At 66.6% G+C, this 14,443-nt stretch carries 13 protein-coding genes; 7 read left to right on the forward strand and 6 right to left on the reverse strand.

Annotation, left to right across the window (positions count from 1 at the left end):
• Window positions 1-15: 15 nt before the first annotated feature.
• The 5 genes from GGR25_RS14330 to GGR25_RS14350 form a co-directional block, all read right to left on the reverse strand.
• Complete coding sequence (locus GGR25_RS14330; RefSeq protein WP_183399454.1) at window positions 16-1,050, reverse strand: Gfo/Idh/MocA family protein; 1,035 nt, start codon at window positions 1,048-1,050, stop codon at window positions 16-18.
• Window positions 1,051-1,072: 22 nt separating this feature from the next.
• Window positions 1,073-2,080 carry an ABC transporter permease gene (locus tag GGR25_RS14335; RefSeq protein ID WP_183399455.1) on the reverse strand — a complete coding sequence of 336 codons (1,008 nt, stop codon included), beginning with the start codon at window positions 2,078-2,080 and terminating at the stop codon, window positions 1,073-1,075.
• The gene (locus tag GGR25_RS14340) at window positions 2,080-3,642 is read right to left on the reverse strand and encodes a sugar ABC transporter ATP-binding protein (RefSeq protein ID WP_246409664.1); all 1,563 of its coding nucleotides are present in this window, start codon (window positions 3,640-3,642) and stop codon (window positions 2,080-2,082) included. Before GGR25_RS14340 ends, GGR25_RS14335 begins: the two co-directional genes overlap by 1 nt.
• Window positions 3,639-4,631: an ABC transporter permease gene (locus GGR25_RS14345; protein ID WP_183399456.1), complete on the reverse strand. Its 993-nt coding sequence runs from the start codon at window positions 4,629-4,631 to the stop codon at window positions 3,639-3,641. Before GGR25_RS14345 ends, GGR25_RS14340 begins: the two co-directional genes overlap by 4 nt.
• 136 nt (window positions 4,632-4,767) lie before the next feature.
• Window positions 4,768-5,769: a sugar ABC transporter substrate-binding protein gene (locus GGR25_RS14350; protein ID WP_183399457.1), complete on the reverse strand. Its 1,002-nt coding sequence runs from the start codon at window positions 5,767-5,769 to the stop codon at window positions 4,768-4,770.
• A gap of 181 nt (window positions 5,770-5,950) precedes the next feature.
• Between GGR25_RS14350 and GGR25_RS14355 the strand changes: the two genes are divergently transcribed.
• The gene (locus GGR25_RS14355) at window positions 5,951-6,655 is read left to right on the forward strand and encodes a FadR/GntR family transcriptional regulator (RefSeq protein ID WP_183399458.1); all 705 of its coding nucleotides are present in this window, start codon (window positions 5,951-5,953) and stop codon (window positions 6,653-6,655) included.
• A 347-nt stretch (window positions 6,656-7,002) separates the two neighbouring features.
• Here the strand turns inward: GGR25_RS14355 and GGR25_RS14360 are convergent, their stop codons facing one another.
• Window positions 7,003-7,638 (reverse strand): TetR/AcrR family transcriptional regulator, encoded by a 636-nt coding sequence (locus tag GGR25_RS14360; RefSeq protein ID WP_183399459.1) that lies wholly within the window; start codon window positions 7,636-7,638, stop codon window positions 7,003-7,005.
• A 410-nt stretch (window positions 7,639-8,048) separates the two neighbouring features.
• Here GGR25_RS14360 and mhpA point away from each other — a divergent pair, with 410 nt between their 5' ends.
• The 6 genes from mhpA (at window position 8,049) to GGR25_RS14390 (ending at window position 14,438) form a co-directional block, all read left to right on the forward strand.
• On the forward strand, window positions 8,049-9,686 hold the full coding sequence (gene mhpA, locus GGR25_RS14365) for a bifunctional 3-(3-hydroxy-phenyl)propionate/3-hydroxycinnamic acid hydroxylase MhpA (RefSeq protein WP_183399460.1): 1,638 nt from the start codon (window positions 8,049-8,051) through the stop codon (window positions 9,684-9,686).
• A gap of 12 nt (window positions 9,687-9,698) precedes the next feature.
• On the forward strand, window positions 9,699-10,757 hold the full coding sequence (locus GGR25_RS14370; RefSeq protein ID WP_183399461.1) for a maleylacetate reductase: 1,059 nt from the start codon (window positions 9,699-9,701) through the stop codon (window positions 10,755-10,757).
• Between the two features lie 43 nt (window positions 10,758-10,800).
• Window positions 10,801-12,075 carry an ABC transporter substrate-binding protein gene (locus GGR25_RS14375; RefSeq protein WP_183399462.1) on the forward strand — a complete coding sequence of 425 codons (1,275 nt, stop codon included), beginning with the start codon at window positions 10,801-10,803 and terminating at the stop codon, window positions 12,073-12,075.
• 67 nt (window positions 12,076-12,142) lie between these two features.
• Window positions 12,143-12,862 (forward strand): ABC transporter ATP-binding protein, encoded by a 720-nt coding sequence (locus GGR25_RS14380; protein WP_183399463.1) that lies wholly within the window; start codon window positions 12,143-12,145, stop codon window positions 12,860-12,862.
• Complete coding sequence (locus tag GGR25_RS14385) at window positions 12,859-13,578, forward strand: ABC transporter ATP-binding protein (protein ID WP_183399464.1); 720 nt, start codon at window positions 12,859-12,861, stop codon at window positions 13,576-13,578. Before GGR25_RS14380 ends, GGR25_RS14385 begins: the two co-directional genes overlap by 4 nt.
• Entirely contained in the window at window positions 13,575-14,438 is an 864-nt protein-coding gene (locus GGR25_RS14390) for a branched-chain amino acid ABC transporter permease (protein WP_183399465.1), read from the forward strand. The genes GGR25_RS14385 and GGR25_RS14390 overlap by 4 nt, the downstream gene beginning before the upstream one ends.
• Window positions 14,439-14,443 lie beyond the last annotated feature (5 nt).

A 14,443-nucleotide genomic window follows, 5' to 3' on the forward strand; every position in this document is an offset into this window, starting at 1 on the left:
CCCCGCGAGACGGCTTCAGTCGATAGAGGCTGGCCGGACGATCTGGCCGCTGGCGGCGGAGGCATAGGCCGCCTCGACCAGGGCGAAGGTCTTCAGATTGTCGTGGCCGGAGGTCGCCGCGACGGCGCCGCTGTCGAGGCAATCGAGCCAGTGGCGCTGCGTGGCGCGGACGCTGTCCTGGACCACGGTCCAGGGCTCGCTGCCCCAGGCGACGGCTTCCGGAGCCGCCGTCTCGTGATGGGTGCCGGACGCGTTCTTCCAGACGATCTTGCAGCCGGCATCGACGCGCAGCGATCCGGCCTCGCCGTCCAGTTCGAAGATCATGAACGGGAAGGGGTCGGGCTCGGGATGGCTCGCATAGGAGATCTCGCACACGCTGGTGCCGCCGCCGACATGGCCGAGCAGCACCGTCGCATGGTCCTCGCCCTTGATGCCGGGGCGGACCTGCTGGGTCCGGCAGGCGACCGACTCGGCCTCGCCCATGAAGACGCGGGCGACGTCGAGGACATGGATGCCGACATCGAGGATGGCGAAGCGCTCGACTTCGGCGAGATAGGGCTGGCCGGCATAGATGTCGTAACCGGTCCGGAACGAGAAGCGGCCCCAGACGACCTTGCCGATCGCGCCCGATTTGACCAGCTCGGCGGCGCGCAGCAGCGGCGCCTGGAAGCGGAAATTCTCATGCACCATCATCGGCAGGCCGGCGCGGTCGAGCGCGGCGACCAGCGCGCGCGCATCCGTCCAGTCGGGCGCCAGCGGCTTCTGCACGATGACCGGCACGCCCTTGGCGGCGCAGGCCTCGGCGAGGGCGAGATGCGAGGGCGCCGTGGTCGCGATGTCGACGAAATCGAGGCTCTCATTGGCGAGCATCTCGTCGACATTGGTATAGGACTTCGGCACGCCGAAGCGCCTTGCGGCCGCTTCCGCCTTGGCGCGATCGATATCGCAGACCGCGACGATGCTGCAGCGCTCGCTGAGATCGTTCCAGGCATTCAGATGATTTTGCGAGAAGAACCCGCAGCCGATCACGGCGGCGCGACGGTGGGTCATGGTGGCGGTCTCCGGGTGTCGGTCAGGTCGCAGTGGATCGTCGGGCCTCGACGCCGGGCTCGATCCGGATCTGCCGGCGCGTCAGGCGGGCGAGGATGCGGGTGCGCTGGCTGTCGAGCAGCACGGCGATGAAGATGATGGCGCTGATCACCAGCGGATAGAGATACGGATTGGCGTTGAGGAGGACGAGGCCGTTCTGCACCGTCTGGATCAGGATCGCGCCGAACACCGAGCCGAGCACGCCGCCGCGCCCGCCGAACAGGCTGGTGCCGCCGAGCACGGCCGCGGCGATGACCGGGAATTCCTTCTGCAGGCCGAAGCCGGACGAGGCAGCCGCGACCTGGCTGAACGAGACGAAGCCGCCGAGACCGGCGAGCGTGCCGCAGAGGACATAGGTCGCGAACACCACGCGGCGGACGGGAATGCCGGCCTTGCGCGCGCCCTCGCGATCGGCGCCGATCGCATAGAGATAGCGGCCATAGGGGGTCCATTGCTGCACCCAGAGGGCGAGGAGCAGCACGATCGCCATGGTCCAGACCGCATAGGAAATGCCGAGGAAACCGCCCTGGCCAAAGGCAAGCACGGGGTCGCCGGCGAAGACCATCTTGGTCTGCGACAGATGCAGCGCCAGGCCGCGGCCGACGAAGAGCGTCGCGAGCGTCACGATGAAAGCGGCGATGCCGAGCCCGACGATGAAAAGCGCATTGATGGCGCCGAACAGGGCGCCGATCGCCGTCATCAGCGCCATGGCGGCGGGCGCCGGCAGATCCTTGAAATAGAGCCCGGCCACGGCGGCGCAGACATACATGGCCGCGCCGACGGAAAGATCGACGCCGGCCAGGAGCAGCACGAAGGTCATGCCCACCGCGACGATCGCCACATTGGCGGACTGGGTGAGGATGTTGGCGAAGTTTTGCACCTCGAGGAAGCGGGGGGCGAGGATCGCGAAAAGAACGACGACCGCCACGAACAGGAGGGCAGGGGCCGAGCGCAGGACGGCGAGGCTTGCGCGGGTCGAACTCGTCTGCATCACGCGGCTCCCTCTTGCCTCTGCATGGCGGCGCGCAGGATCGCAGCGCGATCGAGCTCCGGCCAGGTGAATTCGGCGACGATCTCGCCATGGGCCATGGTCAGCACCCGGTCGCAGACGCCGAGCAGTTCCTCGACCTCGGACGAGATGACGAGGACGCCGGTGCCGCGCTCGGCCAGCTGGCGGACGAGGCCGTAGATCTCGGCCTTGGCGCCGACATCGATGCCGCGCGTCGGCTCGTCGAGAATGAAGACGGCCGGCTCGCGCAGCAGCCATTTGGCCAGCACGACCTTCTGCTGGTTGCCGCCGGAAAGGCTGAGCACCGGCTGCCGCACGAGGTCGTGCGCCTTGATGCGGACGGATCGTGCGGCTTCGCTCGCATCGCGGTCGAGCATGGCCTGCGGCAGCGGCGCGGCGGCGTTGGTACGAAGGTCCGCCAGCCGGGCGAGCTCGACATTGGTCAGCACGCCCTCGGGCAGAAGTAGCCCGTCGCCGCGCCGGTCCTCGGTCAGGAAGGCCATGCCGGCGGCCATGCAGGCGCGCGGCGAACGCTGGGCGATGACCGTGCCGTTCACCGCGACCGTGCCGGAAAGGGCGGGGTCGAGCCCGAACAGGATGCGCGCCGTTTCGGAGCGGCCGGAGCCCATCAGCCCGGCGATGCCGACGATCTCGCCGCGCATCACGCGGAAAGTGAGGTCATGCACGATGCCCGGCTGGGTCAGGCCGCGCACGTCCAGCGCCACTTCCTGGCGCGGCGCCGCTGCGGAGCGCGGCGGGAACAGTTCGGCAATCGGTCGCCCCAGCATGCTCTCGATCAGATGGCCGGTGGTCACGCTGGCCGCCGGACGGTTGTCGACCATGGTCCCGTCGCGCAGCGTCACCACATCGTCGCAGAGCCGCAGCACGTCTTCGAGGATGTGGCTGATATAGATGACGCCGAGGCCGCGCGCCTTCAATTGCGCCACCAGCGCGAACAGCCGCTCCGCCTCGCGCGAGGTCAGCGATGTCGTTGGCTCGTCGAAGACGATGATCCGTGCGTCGCCCGACAGGGCCTTGGCGATCTCGACCAATTGCCGCTCGCCGGGCGCGAGGCGGTTGACCAGCATGTCCGGCGACAGGTCGAGATCGACCCGGCGCAGCAGATCGGCAGCCCGCGCCCGCATCCGCGCCTTGTCGATCTGCGGCAGCCAACTGATTCTCCGCGGAAAAGCTTGCAGCGCCAGGTTCTCGGCGATGCTGAGATTCTCGAAGAGATTGAGTTCCTGATGGATGAAGGCGATGCCGGCGCGCGCGGCTTCCTTGGAATTCGCAGGCGCATAGGGCCTGCCGTCGATCGCCATCGTGCCGGCCGAGGGCGGCAGCAGCCCGTTGATTATGTTCATCGTCGTCGACTTGCCGGAGCCGTTCTCGCCGATGACGCCGAGCGCCTTGCCGGCTTCGAGCGTGAAGGAGACGCCCTTCAGCACCTCGACGCCGAAGAAGCTCTTGCGGAGGCCCTCGACCTTGAGCAGCGGGGCGCCGCCCGCACGTTCGCTTGCCGCGCTGTCACGTGCCGAGCTCATGCTGCCACCCTGACCAGAATGCGGCTGCGCAGGGCGTCGATGATCGCCGCCAGCAGGATGACGCCGCCCTTGACCGCGAAGACGATGGACTGCGACAGGCCGAGGAGTTGCAGGCCCTTGTCGACGACCGAGAGAAACAGGACGCCGAGGATCACCCAGGAGATCTTGCCCCGTCCGCCGAAGAGGCTGACGCCGCCGATCACCGCCGCGCCGATGACATCGAGCAGCACGCGCTGGCCGAGCACCGGCGTGCCGGTCTCGAGGCGGCTCGTATAGACGATCGAAGCGAGCGCGGCGCAGAAGCCGGAAAGGACGAAGGCGATGATGATCACGCGGCCCGTGGGCACGCCGGACACCGTCGCGGCGCGCGGATTGTTGCCGACGGCATAGAGCCAGCGACCAAGCGTGGTGCGGCCGAGCAGCCAGTGCGCGGCGAAGGCAACGACGAGACAGAGCAGAAGCGCATAGGGGATGCCGGCGATGCCGCCGCGGCCGATGACGGAGAAGGCGGCTGGGAGATCGCCGATGCTGACCGAGGTCGAATGCAGCGACGTGAACCAGATCGCGGCGCCGCTCAGGAAGGTCTGCGCCACCAGCGTGACCATGAAGGACGGCATGCCGAGGCGCACGACGCAGAGGCCGTTGGCGCAACCGACCGCGAGGCCGATCAGCAGGAAGGCGATGAGCGCGACGGGGACGGCGAGTGCATTGCCTGCCAGATAGCCGCCATCACCGGTCATCAGCGCGGCGGCGACGACACTGCTGAACGCCATGGTCGAGGTGATCGAGAGATCGATCCCGGCGACGATCAGCACGAAGGTCTGGCCGATCGCCAGCAGCAGGAGCGGCAGCATCGCCATGATCACTTCGAGCGCCGTCTGGGCGCTGACGATCTCGGGCGCGAAGGGCCACAGGCACAGCACGTAAAGCGCCGTGAGCAGCAGCACCAGATACTCCGACGTGAGGAGGCGGCGAAGGAAGCGCCACATGACGTGCAATGGCCTCTTGAGGGGACCCGTGCCGGGTGGCGCACCGCCCGGCGCGCCGCTTGCGAAAGAAGCTGGGAGGATCGGGGAAATGCGGGCCGTCAGGCGCGCATCTCCCCGATCCGGGCGCCGGAACGCGTCAGCCGTTGGCCTTCTTCCAGACCGCGTAGCCCCACATCTTGTCGCGGTCCTGGTCGAGCGTCTCCTGCGTGATGACGAAGCCGGGATCAAGCAGGAGCTTCGGCACTTCCTCGCCCTTGTTCATCTTCTCGATGGCGCCGATCGCAAGGTCCGCCTCATAGAAGAGGTTCTGGACGCCACCGACATCCATGTAGCCATCCTTGAGCGCGGCATACTGGCCCTCGTCGCCGTCGAAGCCCGCGAACAGGACGTGGCCCTCCTCGCCGGTCTTCTTCCACTTGCCGGCGATCTTGAGCGCCTGCTGGATCTGCGGCAGCAGGAAGTCGGACGAGGTCACGAGGAAATTGATGTCGGGATTGGCCTGGAGCGCGTTGGTCAGGTCCGCAAAGGCCTTGTCCGGGTTCCACTCGGTCGAGATGCGGGCCACCACCTCGATGATGTCCTTGTTCTGGTCGACGACGTCGAAGAAGCCGTCGCGGCGCTGGATCGCGTTCTGGTCGCCGAGATCGCCGATCAGGATTGCCGCCTTGTACTTGCCGCCGGCCTTGCGCGCCTTGTCGACGAGCGCCTGCACGGTCGATTTCATGATGGCGCGATTGTCGGCCTGCACGGCGGAGGACTTTGCGTCGCTTTCGGCCGGCGGGCGGTTGAAATGCACCATCGGGATGCCGGCCTTGTTGGCCTCGCGGATCGCGGGGATGACGGCCTTCGAGTCGGTCTGCACGATGATGATGCCGGAGACCTTCTTCTGGATCATCGACTGAACCTGCTCGAACTGCTTGTTGTCGTCGAGGTTCGAGATCGATTCGAGTGGCTGGTAGCCGGCGGCCTTCGCCTTCTCTTTCAGCACGTCGAAGCCCGTCACCCAGAACGGCGACTGCAGGCTGTCGAACATGATGGCGATCGTCTTCTCGTCCGCGGCGCGAACGGCGCCGGGCAGAATGACGGTGCCTGCGGCGAGGATGGCGCCGAGATTGAAGGCGCGACGTGTGACGTTCATGAATTCCTCCCATCGACGAGCCGGACCCCGTCAGTGCACTCCTCGGCAGCCGCCCGGCTCAGCGGGGCCGACGGCCGACTCATAGCGCCAGAAAAGTTGTTAGACAATTCTGTTGGTGATAAATTTGTTAGACAGGTTCGATGCCGGGTGCGACGCTGGTCCGGCAAGCAGGGAGTCTCCGATGGCGCAGTCGAAATCCGCCACCCCCGGCCGCGGCATGCTCGCGGACGAAATCGCGGATTATCTGAGCGCGAATATCCGCAGCGGCGCCTTCGCGCATGGCACCAAACTGCCCACGGAACACAGTCTTTCCGAACAGTTTGGTGTCAGCCGGACCGTGGTGCGGGAGGCGATTTCGCGCATCAAATCCGACGGTCTGGTGACATCGCGGCAGGGCAGCGGCGTCTATGTCGCGCATTCCTCGACGCGGCGGTCGTTCAAGCTGGGTGAGTCGCTGGTCGATGCCGCCGATGTCCTGGCGCTGTTCGAACTGCGCCAGCCGCTCGAGCTCGCTTCGGCGCGCCTCGCCGCCGCACGCCGCACCGAGGAGCATCTGGAGCGGATCCGGCAGGCCCATGCGGCGATGGAGGATTCCAGCGATTGGAGTGAGGAGGGCGTGATTGCCGACCTCGCCTTCCACCACGAAATCGCCATGGCTACAGGCAATGGCTATTACGCTGATTTCATGGCGTTTCTCGGCGGCGCACTGCAGAACACCATCCGGGCCGCGCGCTCAGGCAGCGGCAGACCCGAGATCAAGAAGATCACCATCAGCGAGCATGCCCGCATCCTCGCCGCCATCGAGCAGCGCGACCCCGAATCCGCCGCCATGGCCATGTCGATGCATCTGCAAGGCGCCCGGGAGAGAATGTCAGACAAAACATAGGCTGGCTCCTCTGTCAGGCTCGATCGCCGGGTTGGATCGTAACTTGTATGAAGAGTCCCGTTGGCGAGGGTCGCGACAGGCGGTTGTCTGTTACGGCCCGGCTCGAACCTGCGCCTGACGCCGCAACCCCGGCCGAACGGCCGAATGGGCGCTGGATCGCTGACGTCGCGACCGAGTTTGTCTGCGCGCATCGTGTTCCAGATCCGGATACGGCGCCAGAAGGTCGAGCCGACGCCCGTCCTTTGGCGGGGGGGAGCGTATCTCTGGCAGGAGGCGAGCGGAAACGGTGGGCCGCGCGTCGCGACCTGTTGATAGGCCGGCTAAAGACCGTCCGGGGTCGTCGCTCGCTACGTCTCCGGCGGCAATTCTGGTCGCGGCCTCGACGCCAGTTCCTCGGCTGCTTCCGTGCCGATGCCGTTCATGCAGAGCAGCCGGACGACGGTCTCGTGGATCTTTTCCTCCGGCAGCTCGCCATTGGTGATCGCCAGGCTGACGCCGACGATCGCGTGGGCGGCCATCTTCCACACGAGTTCCGGATCGCCGACGGAAAAGCGCGAGACGGCGGTGGCTTGCCGCAGGTCCCGGATCGCGAAGGGACCCATGCGGCGGAAGATGGCATGGGCGATCACCTCGGACCGGCTGAGCAACTGTCGCCAGCGGACATCGCGCGTCGCCGCCTCCAGCACGGTTCGCACGCCGAAGGCATAGACCTGACCGGGATCGTCGAAGGTGTTCGTCACGCGCTCGATCCGAAGCGCGAGGTCGTGCATCATGTCCTCGAGCACCGAGACGGCGAGCTCATCCTTGGACTTGAAGTAGTTGTAGACCGTGCCGGCGCCGACATCGGCACGCTCGGCGATCTCCAGCATCGTGGAACCGTCCACACCCTTCTCGCTCATCACTGCACGGGCGGATTGAATCAGCGCATCGCGGATGCGGCGTTGTCTGCGTGCAACGCGTCCTTCGGCCGGCTCCTGGTTCATGGTGACGATAGGGCTCCGTCGCTGTGCGGTCGATGAATCGCACAATCCTAAGGCGCCGGATCGCAATTCTCAAGTGAACGCGTTCAGTTATGAACGTGAATCATGATCGACGTCCGTCGGGACGGAAGCTGCGCGCTGCGCCATTTCCAGCACATTGCCTGTCTCAACGGCTGCGATCGGGCGGCGTGGCGTGCGACAAAAATCATGATAACGCAGATATATCAGGCAATTAATGTTCCTTCTCGCTAGTGCGAACGTAATTCAAAAATGGCTAATAGCCAAAGTTGACGATCATTCATTTTCGAGATAGGTGTTTGGCAACGGCGTGGTCTGCCTCGGAGGAGGAGGGTCCATGGCCCGGAGGGAGTCGATGGGTCGGCGCCGCTGCGCGACCCGCGGAGGAGACCAGCATGACAGTCGAATTGGCCGGCGCGCCGCTTGCGGGCGCGTCCTTTGATGCCGATGTTGCCATTGTGGGTGCCGGCCCGGTCGGTACGTTTCTGGCGATTCTTCTCGGACGGCAGGGAAAGAAGGTCACGCTCATCGAGCGCTGGACGACGGCCTATGCCCGTCCGCGGGCGGTGACCTACGACCATGAAATCGCACGCATTCTGGCCGTTCTCGGGATCGACTCGGAGAACGATCCGGCGATCAATTTCCATGACGAGCTCTACTACTGGAAGAACGCTGCCGGCGAGGACATCCAGATCCTCGACTGGAAGAGCATTTCGGCGTCGGGCTGGCGCGTGCGCTACTGGTTCAACCAGCCCGACCTGGAAGGGCGCCTGACCGGCATCGCCAAGGCATGCCCCGACATCACCCATATCCGCGGATACGAGGCTGTCGCCCTCGTCCAGGACGCGGACAGCGCCACGCTGACGCTCAAGCGCAACCCACTTGAAGATGCAGCCGACCTCGGCCAGCGCACGGTGCGGGCGCGCTATGTCGTCGGTGCCGACGGCGCGAACAGCATGGTCCGGCAGGCTCTCGGCATCGACAACGAGGACCGGGGCTATTTCTTCGACTGGCTCATTCTCGACATGATTCCGCCAGCGCACTACTCCATGTCGCCGGCGCAGTGGCAGATGTGCGACCCGCAGCGGCCCACCACGATCGTGCCGGGCGGCCCGGGACGCCGACGCTGGGAATATATGGTGCTCCCGGGAGAGGTTCCCGAGGAGATCGCCAAGGAAGAGAATGCCTGGAAGCTTCTCGAGCCCTGGGGGCTGACGCCTGAAAACGCCGTCATGGAGCGCAGCGCCGTCTACCGCTTTCAGGCGCGGTGGGCCAAGGTGTGGAACAAGGGCCGCTGCGCCATCGCGGGCGATGCCGCCCATCTGATGCCGCCCTTCGCCGGCGAGGGAATGTGCGCCGGGCTCCGGGATGCCTTCGCGCTCGGATGGCGGCTGAACGCCATTCTGGAGGGCAAGATCGATCCGCGGACGCTCGACAGCTACACGTCGGAGCGGAAGGAGCACGCCCGGCACTATATCGAGTTCAGCCAGGAGCTCGGGAAGATCATCTGCATCTCCGATCCCGAGGAGGCCGCCGCGCGCGACCGCCGCATGAAGGCGGAACTGGCCGAACGGAACTACAAGCCGGTTCCGACCGATATCTGCCAGCTCGGCCCGGGCGCATGGTGCGAGGACACCGCCCATGCCGGCGAACTCTCGACCCAGGGCGTCGTCGAGGCCAATGGCCGGCGCGACCGGTTCGACCAGGCGGTGGGGTTTGGCTGGATCGTGCTCGGGCTCGATCGCGATCCCGCCGCCGTTCTGGCGCCCGATCAGGTCGCGCAGCTGGAACGGCTGGGCGGGCGCATCGTGAAGATCGGCGCGGCGGGCACCGGCTGCGACGCCGTGGATGTCGAGGGCACCTATGCCCGCTGGCTGAACGGAATCGGCGCGAGCTATGTGATATTGCGCCCCGATTTCTATGTCGCGGCCACCGCGTCGTCGTCCCAGGCGCTGCGCCGCAAGTTCGATGACGTGATGGCGCGCATCCATATTCTGGATGCGCAGGACGAGCCTCGTCTGGCCGTCGCCTGATCGGGCGGCATCATGATCCGCTCATTCCGCTACACCGTTCAACCGGCACGCATCGTCTTCGGACCCGGCGTCCGGTCCGAAGTCGCCAACGAGATGGGGCGCCTCGGTCGTCGCCATGCGCTGATCCTGGCCACGCCGTTCCAGTGCCCCGATGCCGAACACCTCGCGGGCGAACTGGGATCGCTGGCGGCGGGACTGTTCGCCGGGGCCGCGATGCATACGCCGGTCGAGGTGACGGAGGCGGCGATGGCCGCCTACGAGGCCGCGGACGCCGATTGCGTCGTCGCCTATGGCGGCGGTTCCACGATCGGCCTCGGCAAGGCGATCGCATGGCGCAACGATGCGGCGCAGATCGTCGTCGCGACGACCTATGCCGGGTCGGAGGTCACGCCGATCCTCGGCCAGACCGACGCCGGGACGAAGACGACGATCCGGGATCCGAAGATCCTTCCCGAGGTGGTGGTCTACGATCCCGAACTGACGCTGGGCCTTCCCGTCGGGATGAGCGTCGCGAGCGGCCTCAATGCGATGGCGCACGCCGTCGAGGGGCTCTATGCGCGGGACCGTGATCCGATCTCGACGCTGCAGGCGGTGGAGGGAATCCGCGCGCTGAAGGAAGCGCTGCCCGCGATCGTCGGCAGCCCCCGCGATCTCGCGGCCCGCACCACAGCGCTTTACGGCTCCTGGCTCTGCGGAACGGTGCTCGGCACGGTTGGCATGGCGCTGCATCATAAGCTCTGCCACACGCTCGGCGGGAGCTTCGACCTGCCCCATGCCGAGACCCACGCGATCATGTTGCCGCATACGGCGGCCTACAATGAACCGGCGGCAGCGGCGGCGCTGGCTCCGGTGACCGATCTGTTCGGCGGGAGCCTCGGCGGCGGTCTCTACGACTTCTCCGCTTCTCTCGGCGCGCCGCTCGCCCTGCGGGATCTCGGTCTGGCCGGAGCCGATCTCGACCGGGCCGCCGCGCTCGCCGTAACCGACCCTTACTGGAATCCACGGCCCGTCGAACGGGACGGCATCCGCTCGTTGCTGCAGCGCGCCTGGGAGGGGATCAGGCCCGCCTAGCAGTCCGCAGGATCGAACGACGCAGAGCATCAGGGAGGAAACGATGTTCACCAGACGGAAGCTCTTGAAGAGTGGCGCGGCCTTGGCGGCCGGCGCCTTCGCACTGCCGGCGATGCCGGCCCTTGCGAAGGGTGCGGCGATCAAGATCGGCTATGTCAGCCCGCAATCGGGACCGCTCAGCGCCTTCTCGCAGGCCGACGCCTATATGGTCGCCGGATTTCTCAAGGCGGCGAAGGCGAACGGGCTGGATGTCGAGGTGATCGTCAAGGACAGCCAGTCCAACCCCAACCGCGCCGCCGAGGTGGCGCGCGAGCTCATCTCGCGCGATCGTGTCAACCTGATCCTGGTCGCGTCGACGCCGGAAACCACCAATCCCGTCTGCACGGTGGCGGAGTCGGAGGAGATTCCCGTCATCTCGTCCGTGGCGCCGTGGCAGCCCTGGTTCATCGGCCAGCAGGGCAACCCGGCCGATCCGGACAGCTGGCAGCCCTTCGAATATGTCTATCACTTCTTCTGGGGGCTCGAAGACAACGTCTCCGTCTTCATGAACATGTGGAACCGCGCGCAGACGAACAAGAGCGTCGGCGCGCTGTGGCCCAATGACGGCGACGGCAATTCCTGGGCCAGCGAAGTTGGCCTGCCGCCGGTGCTGGCCGCTGCCGGCTACCGCCTGACCGACCCCGGCCGCTATCAGAACCTGACCGACGATTTCAGCGCGCAGATCGGCGCGTTCAAGAAGGGCGAGTGCGAGATCCTGACGGGCATCCCGATCCCGCCGGACTTCACCACCTTCTGGACGCAGGCGCAGCAGCAGGGTTACCGGCCGAAGCTGGTCTCGATCGCCAAGGCGCTGCTGTTCCCCGAGAGCGTGCAGGCGCTCGGCGAACTCGGCCACAACCTGACCTGCGAGATCTACTGGTCCCCCGCCTTCCCGTACAAATCATCGCTGACCGGCGAAAGCTGCGCCGAGCTCGCGGCCGGCTTCTCCAAGGCGGCCGGCCGGCAATGGACGCAGCCTGTCGGCTTCACCCATGCGCTGTTCGAAGTCGCGTCGGACGTGATCCAGCGAGCCTCCGATCCGACCGACAGCGATGCGCTCGTCACGGCGATCCAGGCGACGTCGCTCGACACCGTCGTGGGCAATATCCGCTGGGGCAAGGACAACGTTCCCCCCTTCGCCCGCAAGAACGTCGCCAAGACGCCGCTGGTCGGCGGCCAGTGGCGGCGCCAGGCCGACGGCAGCTTCGATCTCGTCATCGTCGAGAACGGCAACGCGCCCGAGATCCCGCTGAGCGGGACTCTGGAAACGCTGAGCTGAACGCGCCGCCGCCGGCGCCTTGCCCGCGCCGGCGGCGGCCTTCACGACCTTGCCGGAACTGGACCCCATGCCGATCCTCTCCCTTCACAACGTATCGAAATCCTTCGGTGCCCTCACCGTCGCCGAGCGGGTGAGCTTTGATCTTCGGGCCGGCGAGGCGCTGGGCGTCATCGGGCCGAACGGCGCCGGCAAGTCGTCGCTGTTCAACCTGATCGCCGGCAACCTCCGTCCCGACTCCGGCCGCATCGTGCTCGATGGCCGCGACGTGACGGCCGCCCCCCCGATGCAGCGCTGCCTGGCGGGAATCGGGCGATCCTTCCAGATCCCCCAGCCTTTCGGCCATCTCTCGGTCTACGAGAATCTGCTCGTGGCGGCCCGGTTCGGCGGGGCGCTGTCCGCCGACGCCGCGCCGCGGCACTGCATGGACATTCTGCGGCGAACCGGCCTGGCGGCTCAGGCCGAGCGCATCGCCGGCTCTTTGTCGCTTCTCCAGCGCAAGCGACTGGAACTCGCCCGCGCCATGGCGACGGAACCGCGCGTGATCCTGCTCGACGAAATCGCCGGCGGGCTCACCGAAGGCGAATGCGGCGAACTCGTCGCCACGATCCGCCAGATCCACGCCGAGGGGACGGCGATCATCTGGATCGAGCATGTCCTGCATGCGCTGACCTCGGTGGTCGAGCGGCTGATGGTGCTGAACTTCGGGCGGGTCCTGGTGATCGGTGCCCCGGACGAGGTGATGGCCTCGCCGGAAGTCGGCGAGATCTATCTGGGCGTCGCAGCATGACCAGGGCCGCTCCCATCATCGAGATTGCCCGCCTGACGGCGCATTACGGCGACTTCCAGGCGCTGTTCGGCGTCGATATGCGCCTCGGGGTCGGCGAGACGATCGCGATCATCGGAGCCAACGGCGCCGGCAAGACCACCTTGATGCGGACGATCGCCGGCATCGTCTCCGCTTCATCCGGCACGATCCAGCTGGATGGCAGGCCGATCACCGCCCTCTCGGCGCCAGAGATCGTCATGGCGGGCGTCGCCATGGTGCCGGAGGGCCGGAAGCTTTTTCCCTCGCTCTCGGTCGAGGAGAACCTGCTCATCGGCGCCTATGCGCGCAAGGCCGCCGGAGACTGGACGCTCGATGCCGTCTATGGGCTCTTCCCGATCCTGCGGGAGCGACGCAACAGTCCCGGCACGGCCCTGTCCGGCGGCCAGCAGCAGATGGTCGCCATCGGGCGTGCCCTGATGTCGAACCCGCGGGTCCTGCTCTGCGACGAGATCTCGCTCGGGCTCGCGCCGGTGGTCATCCGCGACATCTATGCCGCCGTGCCGAAGATCAAGGCCTCCGGAACGTCGATCGTCGTCGTCGAGCAGGATGTTGGCCAGGCGCTGCAAATCGCCGATCGCGTCTACTGCATGATGGAGGGCCGCGTGACGCTCGAAGGCTCGCCGGCCGACCTATCCCGCGCAGCCATCCATGACGCCTATTTCGGGGTGAGCGCATGATCTGGCTCGACACGCTCCTGCAAGGCGTCCTTCTCGGCGGGCTCTATGCTCTCTTCGCCGCGGGCCTCAGCCTCGTCTTCGGCGTCATGCGGCTCGTCAATCTCGCCCATGGCGATCTCATCATCCTCGCGGCCTATCTGATCCTGGGCGTCGCCGCGGTGCTGGGAGTGACGCCGGTCGTCGCGCTCCTGATCGCCGCGCCGGTCATGTTCGTGGTCGGATGGCTGCTCCAGATGCAGGTGTTCAACCGCGTGCTGGGGGACGACATCCTCCCGCCGCTGCTCGTCACCTTCGGCCTGTCGGTGGTGATCCAGAACGCCCTTCTGGAAGGCTTCACGGCAAACAGCCAGAAGCTGTCGCTCGGGCCGATCGAGACCCAGTCGCTCCACCTCGGATCGGTTACGGTCGGCGTGATCCCGATGATGACGCTCGCCTCGGCGGTGGCCGTCATCTTCCTGCTCAATCAGCTCTTCTATCGCACCAGCCTCGGCCGTGCCTTCCGCGCCACGTCGGACGATGTGGTAACCGCGCAGCTCATGGGAATCCGGCCCCGCCGGATCTTCGCGATGGCAACCGGCATCGCCATGGTCGTGGCGACGCTCGCGGCCTTCTATCTGGGCGCCCGCGCCAATTTCGATCCCTCCATCGGTCCGGCCCGTCTCCTCTATGCGTTCGAGGCCGTGATCATCGGCGGCCTCGGCAGTCTCTGGGGGACGCTGGCCGGAGGCCTGGTGATCGGCGTGGCGCAGGCTTTCGGGGCTGCGGTCAATCCGGAATGGCAGATCCTCTCCGGTCATATCGCCTTCGTGATCGTGCTTCTTCTGAAGCCGCGCGGCTTTTTCCCCCGGGCAACCGATTGAGGCGA

This window comes from Kaistia hirudinis (genome assembly GCF_014196455.1).
Lineage (GTDB): Bacteria > Pseudomonadota > Alphaproteobacteria > Rhizobiales > Kaistiaceae > Kaistia > Kaistia hirudinis.